Annotated in this window: 15 protein-coding genes and 2 tRNA genes; 13 read left to right on the top strand and 4 right to left on the bottom strand. The window is 69.7% G+C overall.

Translation table 11 applies throughout. The annotated features are described in order from the left end of the window. Nucleotides 1-290 precede the first annotated feature (290 nt). Both ACTEI_RS35960 and ACTEI_RS35955 read left to right on the top strand, forming a co-directional pair. A tRNA-Ser gene (locus tag ACTEI_RS35960) sits at nt 291-381 on the top strand. Between the two features lie 39 nt (nt 382-420). After that, nucleotides 421-493: transfer RNA gene (locus ACTEI_RS35955), tRNA-Arg, on the top strand. Nucleotides 494-972: 479 nt separating this feature from the next. On the opposite strand, the gene ACTEI_RS35950 is transcribed toward ACTEI_RS35955, so the two are convergent. The 3 genes from ACTEI_RS35950 to ACTEI_RS35940 form a co-directional block, all read right to left on the bottom strand. Further along, entirely contained in the window at nt 973-1791 is an 819-nt protein-coding gene (locus ACTEI_RS35950) for an NAD(P)H-dependent oxidoreductase (protein WP_122981714.1), read from the bottom strand. A 154-nt stretch (nt 1792-1945) separates the two neighbouring features. After that, nucleotides 1946-2698: a hypothetical protein gene (locus ACTEI_RS35945; RefSeq protein ID WP_122981713.1), complete on the bottom strand. Its 753-nt coding sequence runs from the start codon at nt 2696-2698 to the stop codon at nt 1946-1948. Next, complete coding sequence (locus tag ACTEI_RS35940) at nt 2698-3276, bottom strand: SigE family RNA polymerase sigma factor (protein ID WP_307837875.1); 579 nt, start codon at nt 3274-3276, stop codon at nt 2698-2700. The genes ACTEI_RS35945 and ACTEI_RS35940 overlap by 1 nt, the downstream gene beginning before the upstream one ends. Nucleotides 3277-3822: 546 nt before the next feature. On the opposite strand from ACTEI_RS35940, the gene ACTEI_RS35935 reads away from it, so the two are divergent. Both ACTEI_RS35935 and ACTEI_RS35930 read left to right on the top strand, forming a co-directional pair. Further along, a complete protein-coding gene (locus ACTEI_RS35935) occupies nt 3823-4395 on the top strand; it encodes an RNA polymerase sigma factor (RefSeq protein WP_122981711.1) in 573 nt (190 codons plus the stop codon). Beyond that, entirely contained in the window at nt 4392-5531 is a 1140-nt protein-coding gene (locus ACTEI_RS35930; protein WP_145830779.1) for a hypothetical protein, read from the top strand. Before ACTEI_RS35935 ends, ACTEI_RS35930 begins: the two co-directional genes overlap by 4 nt. 178 nt (nt 5532-5709) lie before the next feature. Here ACTEI_RS35930 and ACTEI_RS35925 read toward each other — a convergent pair whose 3' ends face one another. Further along, on the bottom strand, nt 5710-6504 hold the full coding sequence (locus ACTEI_RS35925; protein WP_122981709.1) for a helix-turn-helix transcriptional regulator: 795 nt from the start codon (nt 6502-6504) through the stop codon (nt 5710-5712). Between the two features lie 99 nt (nt 6505-6603). Between ACTEI_RS35925 and ACTEI_RS35920 the strand changes: the two genes are divergently transcribed. The 9 genes from ACTEI_RS35920 to ACTEI_RS35880 all read left to right on the top strand — a co-directional run bounded on the left by ACTEI_RS35920 (nt 6604) and on the right by ACTEI_RS35880 (nt 14428). Next, nucleotides 6604-7884: a serine hydrolase domain-containing protein gene (locus ACTEI_RS35920; protein WP_203723560.1), complete on the top strand. Its 1281-nt coding sequence runs from the start codon at nt 6604-6606 to the stop codon at nt 7882-7884. A 33-nt stretch (nt 7885-7917) separates the two neighbouring features. Then, entirely contained in the window at nt 7918-8730 is an 813-nt protein-coding gene (locus tag ACTEI_RS35915) for a MerR family transcriptional regulator (protein WP_122981707.1), read from the top strand. A 55-nt stretch (nt 8731-8785) separates the two neighbouring features. Then, nucleotides 8786-9700: an ATP-binding cassette domain-containing protein gene (locus ACTEI_RS35910; RefSeq protein WP_122981706.1), complete on the top strand. Its 915-nt coding sequence runs from the start codon at nt 8786-8788 to the stop codon at nt 9698-9700. After that, nucleotides 9697-10434, top strand: coding sequence for an ABC transporter permease (locus tag ACTEI_RS35905; RefSeq protein WP_122981705.1), 738 nt, complete (start codon nt 9697-9699; stop codon nt 10432-10434). The genes ACTEI_RS35910 and ACTEI_RS35905 overlap by 4 nt, the downstream gene beginning before the upstream one ends. Nucleotides 10435-10437: 3 nt before the next feature. Next, nucleotides 10438-11577: a sensor histidine kinase gene (locus ACTEI_RS35900; RefSeq protein WP_122981704.1), complete on the top strand. Its 1140-nt coding sequence runs from the start codon at nt 10438-10440 to the stop codon at nt 11575-11577. After that, a complete protein-coding gene (locus tag ACTEI_RS35895) occupies nt 11570-12220 on the top strand; it encodes a response regulator (RefSeq protein ID WP_122981703.1) in 651 nt (216 codons plus the stop codon). Before ACTEI_RS35900 ends, ACTEI_RS35895 begins: the two co-directional genes overlap by 8 nt. A gap of 72 nt (nt 12221-12292) precedes the next feature. Further along, on the top strand, nt 12293-12766 hold the full coding sequence (locus ACTEI_RS35890) for a hypothetical protein (RefSeq protein ID WP_122981702.1): 474 nt from the start codon (nt 12293-12295) through the stop codon (nt 12764-12766). A 219-nt stretch (nt 12767-12985) separates the two neighbouring features. After that, a complete protein-coding gene (locus tag ACTEI_RS35885; protein ID WP_122981701.1) occupies nt 12986-13447 on the top strand; it encodes a RidA family protein in 462 nt (153 codons plus the stop codon). 27 nt (nt 13448-13474) lie between these two features. Continuing rightward, nucleotides 13475-14428, top strand: coding sequence for an alpha/beta hydrolase (locus ACTEI_RS35880; RefSeq protein WP_122981700.1), 954 nt, complete (start codon nt 13475-13477; stop codon nt 14426-14428).

The following is a 14428-nucleotide window of genomic DNA, read 5'->3' as shown; positions in this document are numbered from 1 at the left end:
TCAGCACTCTGCCCGGGTCGCGGGGGTTGGAAGGTCACCGCCGGCGGCGTCCCGCGCCGCGTCGGCCGGGCGGCCGGTTCCTCCGGCCGGGGCGCGTCGAAGGGCGCCCGTGGATCGCGGGCGCGCGGCGTCTGCTTCTCCTCCATCCTCCGAAGCCTAGTCGCAAGCGCCCTGTTTTGCCTGTTGGCGGCCCTCCTGGGAGATCTTCGGGAGGTTTCCGGCGGACCTCTTTGTGCGGCGCTGAGGCGGTCCGGTATTCTCAAGCCTCGGTGGCTCTCACGGGCTGCCGGGGAGACTTCGCCTAGTCTGGTCTATGGCGCCGCACTGCTAATGCGGTTGGGGTTTTAAAGCCCCTCCCGGGTTCGAATCCCGGAGTCTCCGCGCAAAAGTCAGTGTGTATGCTGACTGAGCACTGAGAGAGCGCCCGTAGCTCAATGGATAGAGCATCTGACTACGGATCAGAAGGTTAGGGGTTCGAGTCCCTTCGGGCGCGCTTCATGATCAAGGCCGTGACCTGCGGAAACGCGGGTCACGGCCTTTTTCGATCCGATTTTGGTCTGCTCTGTCCTGTTATATGGGACGCGGGTGCCCGGTGGGTGATCCTGTGTCGTTCGGCCAGGATTTCTACCGTGGATGCGGGTTCTGAGCTCGACTTTCGTGGCCGCGAATGTGCCGGGTCAGCTGGATAGCGCGGTTACTTGCCGTGACCGCGGCACGGTGGGTTCGGACAAGACCCTGCAGGGCCGGGCTTCCGGGGCGCGCGGTGCCTCGGGGTAGCGGATCGCAGGCCCGCTTTACCGCTGCCCCGCATCGGATGCGGAGACGACCTAGGCGACGGGCCGGGCCACCACCCGGGTGGTGGCCCGGCCCGAACGCCGCTCATGGTCCTGGTGTCAGCCGACCTGTCCGTCCGCGCTACCGATACCCTCTGCCCGGCACTCGGTGCCAGGACGAAGCGACGGCGCCGATGACTCAGGTCGTCGGGCGCCGATCACGACCAGCAGCAAGGTGGATGCCCAGATCAGTGCGGCCGGGTAGGAGGTCTTCGCGCAGCGCCCGTGTGCCGTGATAGTCGCCGTCACGGAGGCGCCGATAGCGCCGGGCCGGTTCCGAGCCGACCGTGCGGACCCGTTGGCGCAACCGTTCGATCTCATGATCAACGCCGGAGCCGTCCAGACTGTCGGCGTCGTGAATCACGTGCAGGTCCAGAGTCTCGATACCCACGTACCACAAGACGCCGTGGGTCAGCGGGAACAGCAGGGAGTCAAGGTCGCCGCTGATGCCGCGCGGGCCTATCGACTTCGCGTCCTCGCCGGCAGTCACGACGATCAGCGCCTTACGCCCAGCGAGTCCGCCGTCGCCGTAGCGCCTGGGCAGCCCGAGTTCAGGGTCGATGTCTCCGTAGGCGAACCCGCTGGTGAACACGCGGTCGAACCAGCCTTTCAGGATCGCGGGCGGTCCGTACCACCACAGGGGAAACTGCACGATCAGCAACTCGGCGGCGGCGATCTTTGCCTGCTCCGTGCGCACATCCTCAGGTGTCTGACCCCGGGTGTACGCCTCGCCCACCAGTTCGGCGATGTTGCCGGGCTTGCCGGCCGAATCGCCGAGGTCACGGTCGCTGAGAACCGGGTCGAACCGTTGGTCGTGCAGGTCGGACGTCAGGACCTGGTAGCGCTGCGACAGAGCCTCCACCCCGGCGGTGAAGAGGCGATCGTTGAGAGACCCGCGGCGTGGGTGCGCATACACCCAGAGGGCGGTCCCGGGCTTCGGGGGCTGGTGGATGGTCATGGGTTCGGCTCCCTCGTGTCGGTGCCGCCGTCATCGGCGAGGGCAATGATGACGAGGGTAAGGACGCCGCGCTCGGCGGGGCTGATCCGAGCCGTGCCCGCGCTTCCGGCCGCGTCGACGCATCGTCGACGCGGCCGGATGGATGCGGTGACTGTCAGTCCTTACCGGTCTTGGGGTTCTCGGTCTGTGCGGCGTACCCCTTCTCGGCCTTGGCGACGGCCTCAGCAGTGAGGTTGATGCCACCGGCGACCTTGATCATCTGTTCTTCGGTCAGGCCGGTGCTGGCGTCGAACTGGATGGTGAGGTAGACGTGGGGCGACTGAACCACGAAGATCTGGGTCGCTTCCACGGTGGTCCCCTCGTCCGGGGTGCCCTCGTCGGTGTGGATGTAACGCAGCGCGGCCGGCTTGCCGTTGATCGCGAACTTTTCGTCACCGTCGGGCTCGACCGTGAAGTCCTTGTTCTGCAGATAGACCGCGATCTTGCCGGTGTAGACCTTGGGATCGGACAGGTACGGCTTGGCCGGGTCGGGGGTCTTGGCCTGCTCCGGCGCGATGACCAGGTCGTACTCGTTCTGGCCCTGGATGAAGAATCCCTCCGGCACCGTGTCGATGGTGAACAGGTGGGGCTGCTTCCCGGTGTAACTGACGAGCTTGATACCCGCGGTCGCGCCGCTCGAGCTCTGTGCCGCGGCGGGCGGGTTCCCGGCGGGGCCGGCGACCAGCCCGGGCCCCAGCGACAGCGCGGCCGCGACGGCCGCGACGCTGAACGCCGAGCCGGCGGCCACCCGGAAGATCCGGTTGCGCCGGACGGCGTGGCGTCCGCGAGCCAGGTCGTCCTCGATGACGCCGGCCGGTGTCTCGTCGGCGGGACCGGCCAAGTGCTGCAGGCGGCTGTGAAGATCCATCATCGGATGAGTTCCTGTTCCTTGAATCGGGCGTTCGGGGCAGGCGTGTTACGCGGTGCTGCGGGCTGGTCCAGCGCCACCCGTAGCTTGTCGAGAGCTCGCGCGGTCTGGCTCTTGACCGTTCCGGTCGAGCAGCCCAGAGCCGCCGCTGTTTCCGCGACGTCCAGCTCGTGGAAAAAGCGCAGGATGATCGCGGCGCGCATCCGCCGCGGCAACTGACCCAGCGCGCGGGACAGCTCCGGATCCAGGTCGACCGGCGCCGATTGCGCGTCGGCGCGGTCCGGCAGCCGATCGGACGGACGCTCGAATCGCCACCACGATCGACGGCGCTCCCTGAGGAAAGCGTTGACCATCACCCGGCGCAGGTAGCCGTCCGGGTTGTCCGCCCGCCGGAACGCCGCCCAGGAGACGTAGAGCTTGGTCAGCGCCGTCTGCACGAGATCTTCTGCCAGGTGCGGATCGCCGGCCGTCAGCAGCCGTGCGGTCTGCAGCAGCCACTTACGCCGATCGGCCACGAATTCGTGGAACTGCTCGTCGCGCTCGGACCTGTCCGAACTGCTGTCCTCTTTCACACCCACCCTGACCCCTTCGCACCGCCCAAGGTTGCATGAGGCCGGGACCTGCCGGAAAAAGATCAGCGGAACATCGGCCGCACCGCTGTCCGCGGCTCCGGGCTACCGGCTGCCCGTGTCGCCGAATCTGCCGCGCCATCCTCGGACGCCCGCCAGGATGCTGACACCAGTACAGCGGTCCTCGTCATGGCACGGGGTCGGCCTGCTCATCGGCAGCCTGACGAGCAACATGGCCTGCGCAAGCCGGAGGTCACCGAGCAGCACGGCGGACAGCGATGACGATCCCCGCCGGGAGCCCCGTGTCGCTCCCGGTGTGGTGTCGTCTGCGCAAGATCCAGGCAGCTCGGCCGGCCGAGCACGGCGTGGAAGGTCATGTCGGGCGCCGCGGCGATGGAGACCAGGGCCGGCCCGGGAGCGGCCTCGTCGGCGATCTGCGCACCACGCGCGACCACACCATTGCGTGTCTGCGGACCTCGGAGCCTCGAAGCCTGAACACATCCCAGGCGGATCGGCAATGACAGGTTGGAAGCGCGGATCTCGCCGAGGAGGGCCATGGCATCGGATGCGGATTTGATAGGCCGGTCGCTGAATGGCGATGTCGACGCCTTCGTGGAGGTGGTCGGTCGTCATGAGGCCGCCGTCGGTTCGTACCTCGTTCGCCGGGTGGGGCGCGACGCGGCTGAGGACCTGCTGGGCGAGGTCTGGGTCGCAGCGTTCGAGTCGCGGCGATCGTACGACCTGTCGTACGACGACGCGCGGCCGTGGCTGTACGGGGTGGCGTTGAATCGCCTGCGTCGCTTCTGGCGGTCCCGGCCGCCCGAGGACCTCGTCGAGGACGTTACGGGGCTGGCTACCGGATGGGATCCGTGGTCGGCGGTGGACCTCGGCATGGACGCCCGGGCTGTTCTCGAGTCGGCCCTGATGCGGCTCAAACCGGAAGAGCGGGAAGTCCTGAGGCTCGTCGCCTGGGAGGACCTCACCGCCGCCGACGCCGCGCGGGCGCTCGGCATGCCGGCCGGCACCGCGCGGCGGCTGCTGAGCCAGGCCAGGGCGGCTCTGCGCGAGGCACCCGGGGTGTCCGCGCTTCTGAAGGATCGCAACAGCGCGAAGGAGAAACACCGATGACCGACGAGCTCGATCTGGTCGGTGAGTTGGGCAGCGTCGAACCACTTCGCCCGGAGGCGTATCAGCGGGCGCGGGGTGTGCTGCGGGCAGCGATGGCCGACCCCGGAACCGTGCTGAGCGCGACATCAGAGGAGCACACGATTATGGAGACGAATTCGACCATGACAAAGACGACAACCACACGGGATCACGAATTCAGCCCGGCGATGCGGCGCCGCCGGCGGCTGGGCCTCGCGGGCCGGCTCGGCATCGGCGCCGGGGTGGGGGTCGCCGCCGCTGCGGCCGTGGTCGCGGTGGCGCTCAACTCATCGGCGACCGGCGGCGCGGCGCCCGGCAAGGATGCGTCGGCCGCCGCCGCGGGGCCGGTCGCCGTCGACGGATCCGCCGACCGCGCGCCGCTGATGACTCTGGCCGGGTCCATCAAGACCGTCACCCCTTCGGCGGGCGACGCATGGCTGGTGAAGGCGACTCAGGTCGACGGCAAGAAGACCATGCAGGTCGTCTACACGCTGTACACCGACGATCACGCGATCTACACCGGCAACAGCGTGAAGGACATCAAGCTTGCGATCACCCGTCATCAGGATCAGATGAAGGCCGGCGGATACGCCCCCCTCCTCAAGGCGGCGGTCGCCGCGGCGGACAGCAGCCCGGCTGACGGCCGGACCCAGATGCTCAAGGCAGCGAAAGATCCGCTGGTCGGCCTCGACCCCGCAGCGCAGAAGGCGGAGTGGGACAAACAGCAGGCGGCCGCCCAGGAGATCATCAAGCAGAAGGGTGGCAACGCAGCGCCGAAGCCGTACAGCCCTCAGGCCGTCCAGCAGCACCTCGACAACGCCCTGTGGACGTACAGCACCCAAGCGCTGTCCGCCGGCGACGGCAACACGCAGGTCCGCGCCGGTGTGCTGCGTCTGCTGTCCACCATCTCCGCGGTCGACGTCACGAAGTCGACCACCGACGACAAGGCCACGCTGACCATCACCGCCGGCCCACAGGTGTTCGGTGGCGAGGGCGGCCAGGTGCTGACCGTCGACGCCACGACCGGCATGCTGGTCAAGAGTGTCACCACCGTGCCGGGCCTTCCCCGGGCCTCCACGACGTATGAATCCTCCCGGGTGGCGGAGGCCGACTTGTAGGCGCTTGATCGACAGAGGCCTGGGCTGCGGTAACGCGGTTCGGGCCTTTATCGTTGCTGGGTCTCTGTGGCGGGTGGGCGGCACAGGGGCGTCAATGTCGCCGAGCCGGTGGTGGACGAGGCCCGAACGCGGCGGAGAGCTCGCCGCCCAGGTCAACGGAAATCATCCGCGGGAGGCGTCATCCGGAGGTGATCAGGTCGCGCAGGTCCTTGCCGTTGCGGGCAGTGAAGACGAGCATGCGTTGTCGGCGGTCGTGGCTGAAGACGACCTCACAGTCGAGGTCCACCCGGCCGGCCGTCGGGTGCAGCAGCGACGTGGTCTCCTGGCGGCAGAGCCGTACCTCATGGTTGTCCCACAGGCGGCGGAACTCGGCGCTCTCGGCCAGCAGTGTCGCGATCATCTGCTCGGCTTCGGCGGGATCGGGTTCCAGGTCCGCCGCTGCCCGGACGGCGGCGGCGTAGGTGGCGCTCTGGGCGGCGTGGATGTCCGCGGGGTAGATGCTGCGTTCCTGCGGCGTCAGAAACCAGCGGAAGTAGCCGCTGCGGGCCAGGCCCGTGTAGTGCGTCTGGTCGCCGAACAATGCGAGGGCCAGGCGGTTCTGTAGCAGGGTGTGGGCCAGGTTCGACATGACCATCGCGGGATTGCCGTCGAGCGCGTGCAGCACGCGGCGTAGCCCCGGGTCGACCCGGTCGAGGTCCTCGGTCTGCTGGGGTGGATTGTGGCCGATCAGGTGGAACAGGTGGTCGCGTTCGTCGATGGTGAGGTCCAGCGCCCGGGAGAGCGCCCACGCCACCTCGGGTGACGGTCGTGGGCCGCGCCGCTGTTCGAGCCGGGTGTAGTAGTCGATCGAGATGTTCGCGCGCTCGGCGATCTCTTCGCGCCGTAAGCCGCGGGTCCGGCGGGCCGTGTGGTGAGCGGGGGTGAGAGCTGCCCGGCGATGTCGCAGAAAATCTGCCAGTTCCTCGCGCTTCACCTGGTGATCTTACCCCTGCCAGGGATCGCCGGTCCCTGGCACGACCCCGCATCCCCATGCCACCGTTCGGTGTCCCGCGGATGAGGAGAGATCGAGTTGGTGCTCACAGTTCACGTGCCGCCGGCCATGGTCCACGGTGATGTGGAGCAGGGCTACGGACCTGTCGCCGATGCGTTCCGGCGCAACTTCGAGCAGGGGAGGGAGGTCGGCGCCGCCTGCGTGGTCTATCGCGACGGCCGGAAGGTGGTCGACCTGTGGGGCGGCTATCGCGACGGCGTGGCACGCGAGCCGTGGAGGCGCGACACGATGGTGCCGGTCTTCTCGACGAGCAAGGGTGTGTCGTCGATGGCGGTCGCGGTGCTGCACGCACGGGGTCTGCTGGATTACGACGAGCGTGTGGCCGCCTACTGGCCCGAGTTCGCCGCCGCCGGCAAGGCGGAGGTGACGGTACGTCAACTGCTCTCCCACCAGGCCGGTCTGCCGGTGATCGACCACCCGCTCGAACTGGCCGACCTGTCCGGCTCGGCGACGCTGGCAGCGGCGCTGGCGCAGCAGCGGCCGGCCTGGACACCCGGGGAGCGGCACGGCTATCACGGCCAGACCCTCGGCTGGTACGAGAGCGAGCTCGTCAGCCGGGTCGACCCGCAGGGCCGACACCTGGGGCGGTTCTTCGCCGAGGAGGTGGCCGCGCCACTGGACCTCGACTTTCACATCGGCCTGCCGGACGGCGCCGACCGCAGCCGCATCGCCCGCATTCACGGCTTCCGGACCTGGGAGATGATGCTGCACGTCACCGCGATGCCGCCGGCGTTCGCGTGGGCGTTCGCGAACCCGCGGAGCCTGAGCGCCCGCGCGTTCCAGAACCCGCGGGTGCTCGGCGTGCCGGAGAACATCAACCGGCCCGACGTGCAGGCCGCGGAGATCCCGGCCGTCAACGGCATCGGCCAGGTGCGATCGGTCGCGCGGCTCTACGGCGACGCCGCGGCCGGCGGCGCCGGGCTCGGGCTGACCGCGGCGACGCTGGACGCGCTGAAGAATCCGGCGCACCCGCCGTCGCGAGGGCTCGACGACCAGGTGCTGCGGCTGCCCACCCAGTACTCGCTGGGGTACGTCAAGCCGTTCCCGGCGTTCCGGTTCGGATCCGCCTCCGGTACGGCGTTCGGCACGATGGGCCTCGGCGGCTCGTTCGGCTTCGCCGACCCGGACACGGGTATCGGCTTCGCCTACGCCATGAACCGGCTCGGCTTCCACCTGTGGGACGACCCCCGCGAGGTCGCGCTCCGCGACGCGTTGTTCGCCCGCGTGCTCGGTGAGATGCCGCAGCGACCCGACACCGCGCGGGCACGGACCCGCCCGGCCGCCCGGCGGCGCCGGGCTTGACCTTGTAGCCGCTGCAAGGGGCAGGCTGGAACCATGTTGTCGATCAGAGACTTCAGCGAGGTGGTGCACCTCTCCGCGCAGACGCTGCGGTACTACCACGCCCAGGGTCTGCTCGTCCCCGCCCGGGTCGACGAGCAGACCGGCTACCGGTCGTACACCTTCGACCAGGTCGAGCAGGCCATGCTGATCACCGTCCTGCGGCAGGCCGGCCTGGGCGTGCAGCAGGTCCGGCGGGCGCTCGGCGAACCGGACGTCGCACCCGCTCTGCTGCGTGAGCACACCGCTCGCGTCCAGCGGCAACGCGCGGAACAGGACGAGGCGCTGCGGACCGCCGGGGAACTGCTGGCGGCGCGGCCGGAGCCGTGCCTGCGTCACGTGCCGGCGATGACCGTGGTGTCGAAGCCGGCGCCGATCACTCCGCTCGGTCACGACCGGCATGAGTGGGACCTGACCGAGGCGGTCCTGACCGCCGCGATCGACGAGCTGGTCAAGGCGGTGGAGTCGGGCGGTGCGACGCCGGTGGGTACGCCGTGGCGGGTTCTTGCTCCCGGGGCCGCTTCGGCCGGCGAAGGCCCCTCCTGGTCGGTGCGGGTGGCCGTCCTCGGCGAGGTGCTCTTGCCTGCCGACATGGAGGTGCGGGAACACGCTGCCGGCGAGGAGTTGTCGATCACCATGCCCGGTCGCAGCTCGATGGCGAAGTACTGCACGGCGATCAGCCGGTTGCTCGCCCACCCCATCGACGGGGCCTTCCTGGACATCGGGCGGCTGCGCCACCTGGTCCACGAGGACGGCGTGGAGTTCAGCGCGCCGATCGAACGGGGTCGCGTGGTACCGCGGTACCAGTAGCGGAGGGCACCGTGGTCGGATGGCCGCGGGCCGCGGCGTCCGTAGCGTCATTGGCGTGATCGAAGTGCATGAACTGACCAAGATGTACGGCGCCGTCGCCGCGGTCGACAACGTGTCGTTCCGGCTGGAACCGGGGGTCATCAACGGGTTCGTCGGCCCGAACGGTGCGGGCAAGTCCACGACGATGCGCATGATGGTCGGCCTGCACCGGCCGACGTCCGGGCGGTGCCTGATCGACGGCCGGCCGTATCCGGATCTGGACGCGCCGTTGCGGTCGGTCGGTGCGCTGCTCGACGTGGAGACGATCCATCCGGGTCGCAGCGGGCGCAACCACCTGCGGGTCCTGGCCCGTACGCACGGCATCGCGGACCGCCGCGCCGACGAGCTGCTTGAGATGGTCGGGCTGGGGGACGTGGGCGGGCGGCGTGTCGGCGGGTACTCGCTGGGCATGCGCCAGCGGCTGGGCCTGGCAGCGGCGCTGCTGGGTGATCCGGCGGCGTTGCTGCTCGACGAGCCGGCGAACGGGATGGACCCCGACGGCATCATCTGGATCCGGTCGTTGCTGCGGTCGCTGGCTCGCGAAGGACGTGCGGTCCTGGTGTCCAGCCATCTGATGGGTGAGCTGGCGCAGACCGCTGACCGGCTCATCGTGCTGGGCCGGGGCCGGGTGCTCGCGGATGCGCCGGTCGTCGAGTTGATCTCGCGTAACGCGACCCGGACGGTGCACACCCGTGCCGACCGGCCGGAGGAACTGGAGAGGGTGCTGCGTGAGCACGACTCCGCGGTCGTCCGGCGCCCGGACGGCACCCTGGAGATCACCGGGATGACCGTCGGCGACGTCGCCGTACTGGCACAGCGCACCGGCATCCTGTTGCTGGAGAACGTCACCGTCCCCGCCTCGCTCGAAGACGCATACCGCGCACTGACCCAGAACCACGCCCGCCACCTCGGGGAAAGGCTGCCGCAATGAGCACTGTTCTCGCGGCCGAATGGCTGAAGGTGCGTACGCTGCGCTCCTTCCGGGCCTGCGCTGTCGCGGCGGTGATCCTCGCCATCGGGGGCGCGGCACTGGCAGGCGCCGCCTACACCGACCCGGCCTTCGCCGAAGGCCTCACCGCACTCGACGCCGCGACCGACGTCATCTCCTGGTCCTCGGCCGTCCTCCAGTTCCCCGTTCTCGTCCTGGCGGTGCTCGTGCTCGGTTCGGAATACAGCGGGGGCGCGATCCGGGTGACGTTCGTCGCCGTACCCCGCCGGCTGCGGGTGATGATCGCGAAGGCCCTGGTGGTCGCGGTGGTTGCCGCCCTGCTGGCGACACTGTCGCTGGGACTGGGGTACGCGGTTGCCGTCCCCCTGCTGCACCGGGCAGCGCTGACCGACGTGCCGTTCGGCACAGTGCTGAGCCTGCTGGGCGGCGGGATCGGATACTGCGTGCTCGTGGGGCTTTTCGCGTACGCCGTCACGCTGCTGGTGCGCAACACCGCGGCCGGCATCGCTGTCACGCTGGGCGTCCTTCTGCTGGTGAGATTGGTGCTGGCCGTGCTCGACATCTGGGTGCGGTCCGACCTGACCGGCCTCGCGTTCTCCGCCGCCGCGTCCCAGGTGATGACCGATCCGTTCTCGCGTGCCCTGCCTGTCGTGGTCGTCTGGCTGGCGGTTCCGGCCGTGCTCGGCGCCCTTGCCGTGGTCCGCCGGGACGCGTGAGAGATGGAGACCGGGGCGGGCACGGTGCGAGCCTTCTGGGCACGTCACCCCCGATGGGGTACCGGCGTCATCGTCGCGTTCTGCTTCATCACCGGCCTCGGCAGCGATGTGCTGTTGTGGGGTCCCGACCGGTCCGGCTGGTGGCGTCTGACCGTCGACGCGGTCGTGGCCCTGTCGTTGATCTGGCGGCGGTCGTGGCCGTGGCTCGTGCTGGCGGTGACGGTGGCCGGGGACGTCCTGACCGAGGGACTCCTGGTGACGGCGTTCGCGGTGGCGATGTACTCCCTGGCGGCGCACCGTTCGCTGAACGAGGCGACGGCGGGCACCCTCGGATCTCTCGCCGTTCTGGGCGCCGAGACGGTGCACCGGTCGGGCCGTGACGGTCTGGGCACCTTCCTCTTCTTCTACGGCGTCACCGTGGTGTGCGCGGTGTTGATCGGCGCGACCGTCGCCACCCGCCGCCGGTACGTGCAGGCCCTGCTCGACCGGGCGGCCCGGCTCGCCCGGGAGAAGGAACAGGAGGGGCTGCTGGCCGCGGCCCGGGAACGCGCCCGGATCGCCCACGACCTGCACGACATCGTCGCCCACAACCTGACCATCATGGTCCGGCTGGCCGACGGCGCGACCGCGGTCGCCGACACCGACCCGCAGCGTTCCCGTAAAGCCGTGGAACGCGCCGCCGAGCTGGGCCGGGAGGCGATGAAGGACATGCGCCGGCTGCTCGGGGTGCTGCACGACGGCAGCCCCGACGTTCCCGGCGACCTGGAGACCCTGATCGAGACGTTCCGGATCGCCGGCCTACCGGTGACCCTGCGCCGCCGAGGACCGGATCCCGCGTCGCCGGGCCTGCAACGGGTGGTGTTCCGCATCGTCCAGGAGGCGCTGACCAACGCGCTGCGGTACGCCGATCACCCGACCGAGGTCCTCGTCGATCTCGACTACAGCGGCGATCCGCTCCGGATCGCGATCGTCGACGACGGCCGCGGCACCGCTCCGGTGGCGTCGGTCGGTAGTGAACAAGGCTTGATCGCGTTGCGGGAACGAGCCGCTCTCTACGGCGGCACCGTCGAAGCCGGCCCTCAGCCGGTCGGCTGGGCCGTCCGTGTCAGCCTGCCCCACCCCACCGAGGACATCGATGACTGAGATCACCCTGCTGCTCGTGGACGACCAGGAACTGCTCCGCGAAGGCATGGCCATGGTCCTTGGCGCCACACCCGGCCTGCGCATCATCGGCGAGGCGGGTGACGGCCGCGCCGGGGCGCTGCTGGCCCGCGACCTGCGCCCCGACGTCGTCCTGATGGACGTCCGCATGCCGATCATGGACGGTATCGAGGCGACCCGCGACATCGTCGCCCACTGCCCCGGCACCCGGGTACTCATCCTCACCACCTTCGACCTCGACGAATACGCCTTCAACGGCCTGCGGGCGGGAGCCAGCGGTTTCCTGCTCAAGGACGCCCCGTCGGCCGAGCTGGTCAAGGCCGTCCGGACGATCGCCGGCGGGGAGGCGGTCGTCTCGCCCCGGATCACCCGCACCCTGCTCGACCACTACCAGAGCAGCCGTGTTGCGGCGGTGGCCGGCACGAGTTCGCTCGACGACCTGACCAGCAGGGAACGCGAGGTCCTCGTCGCGATCGGCCGAGGTCTCTCCAATCAGGAGATCGCCGGCGAGTTGTTCCTGTCCGAGTCGACGGTCAAGACCCATGTGGGCCGGGTCCTGGCCAAGCTGGGCGCCCGTGACCGTGTCCAAGCGGTGATCTGGGCCCACAACCACGGCCTGGTCTGAGCGCTGTCAGCACCGTAACGGGCAGCACCCGGCCTCATTGCATTGGTAAACATCAATAAAAGGAGTGATCTGATGACCACATTCCGGCTCAGCCCCGTCCTGACTTGGGGGATCGCCGCCGTCACCGTACTGATCACCGCGTTCGTGCTGTGGCTCGGCTGGCCGGCCGAGGGTGCCGGGCTGCCCGCCGGCGCCAGCGAGGTGGAGGTCCACTTCATCGACGACGAACTGACGACACCGGCACCCACCGGCGAGAAGGACGGCTGGTTCGGCAGCCTGTCGACGCCGTGCGACTTCGATTCGTGGTACGTCGAGTCGGCCGGTACCGCCGTCTGCGCCACCCTCGGCGAGCGGATGGGAACCGTCACCGTCAACCGCACCGGCCAGCGGATCGAATTGCCCGCCGACGCGCAGAAGGCGATCACGGCGTGGGCCGCTGACGCAGGTGGCACGCGGCCGCCGGCAAGGGCGCTCCTCGTGGTCGACGGCGAGCCGGTCGGCATCGTCGCCGTCGCCGCCCCGGCCGTCGCCACTCCCGCCAGCTGACCTCGTCATGCCTTCTGACATGCGTGTATGACCACCCGCGCTGCACCGCCTCCACGATCTGATCCGCCTGTTCGCCCGGGAGCAGCTCGTCGAGGAAGAACAGCAGCCGCGCATGCAGAAGTACTTCCGCATGCGCTTCCGCATGGTCCGTGACGCTTCGACCGGATGAGATCGACTACGGGCGCAGCACAGCGGCCCGCCACACGAGAGGCGCACGCCATGAGGATCTGGAACGACCGGCTCGTCGAGCTGGGCATCACGTTGCCGCACGTCGCCGCACCGGTCGGGGGATACGCGCCGGCGGTCCGTTCCGGCATGTACGTCCACACCTCGGGGCAGTTGCCCTTCGTCGGCGGGACACTGCCGGTCACCGGCAAGGTCGGCGACAGCATCGACGTCGCCCAGGCAGCCGACCTGGCCCGCACCGCCGCACTGAACGCCCTCGCGGCGGTGGACGCGCTGGTCGGCATCGACGCGGTGGTCCGGATCGTCAAGGTGACCGGGTTCGTCGCCTCACTGCCGTCCTTCACCGGTCAGGCGCACGTCCTCAACGGCGCCTCCAGCTTTCTGCACGACGTCTTCGGCCCGGCCGGGATCCATGCCCGCTCCGCCGTCGGCCTGGCGGTGCTGCCACTGGACAGCCCGGTCGAGGTGGAGCTGCAAGTAGAGATCGCGTCCTGACCTTCCGTATCGAACCGGAGTGACCACATGAACAAGCCCGTACTGGAACCGGCCGCGCAGGCCTTCGTCGAGGCGACCGCCGACCCGCCGTACCTGTTCCAGATCCCGCCCGCCGAGGGCCGCAAGGCCGTCGACGCGGTGCAGAACCCCGCGGTCGAGGTGCCGGGCACCGACAGGGAGACGCTCACCGTTCCCGGGGGCCCCTCCGGGTCGGTGTCGGTGACCGTCTTCCGGCCCACCGGCGTGACCGGCCCGTTGCCGGTCGTGTTCTACATCCACGGCGCGGGGTGGGTGTTCGGCAACGACCACACCCATGACCGCCTCGCCCGGGAACTCGCCGTTCGGGTCGGCGCCGCCGTGGTGTTCCCCAACTACAGCCTCGCGCCCGAGGCCGCGTACCCGATCGCCGTCCAGGAGAATTACGCCGCCGCGCAGTGGGTCGTCGCTCACGGCGCCACCCACGGGCTCGACCCGGCGCGCATCGCCGTGGCCGGGGACTCCGTCGGCGGCAACATGGCCATCGCGCTGACCCTGACCGCCAAGCAGCACGGTGACGTGCCGCTGGCCGGGCAGGTGCTGTTCTACCCGGTCACCGACGCGAATTTCGGCACCGGCTCGTACGAGCGGTTCGCCGAGGGCTACTTCCTGCGCCGCGACGCCATGCGGTGGTTCTGGGACCAGTACACCACCGACCCCGCTCAGCGGGCCGAGATCACCGCCTCGCCGCTGCGCGCCACCGTCGAGCAGCTGACCGGGTTGCCGCCGGCCCTGGTCATCGTCGCCGAGGCCGACGTCCTGCGCGACGAAGGCGAGGCGTACGCCGACAAGCTGCGTCAAGCCGGCGTGCCCGTCACCGCGGTGCGTTACCAGGGCATCATCCACGACTTCGTGATGCTCAACGCGCTGCGCGAGACCCGGGCGGCCGAAGGCGCGATCCGCCAGGCCGCCGACTTCCTGTCCACCGTCCTGTCGACCCGCTGA

It is taken from the genome of Actinoplanes teichomyceticus ATCC 31121 (genome assembly GCF_003711105.1).
GTDB lineage: Bacteria > Actinomycetota > Actinomycetes > Mycobacteriales > Micromonosporaceae > Actinoplanes > Actinoplanes teichomyceticus.
The sequence above is the reverse complement of the archived record's forward strand: the minus strand, read 5'-3'. Positions and strand labels throughout refer to the sequence as shown.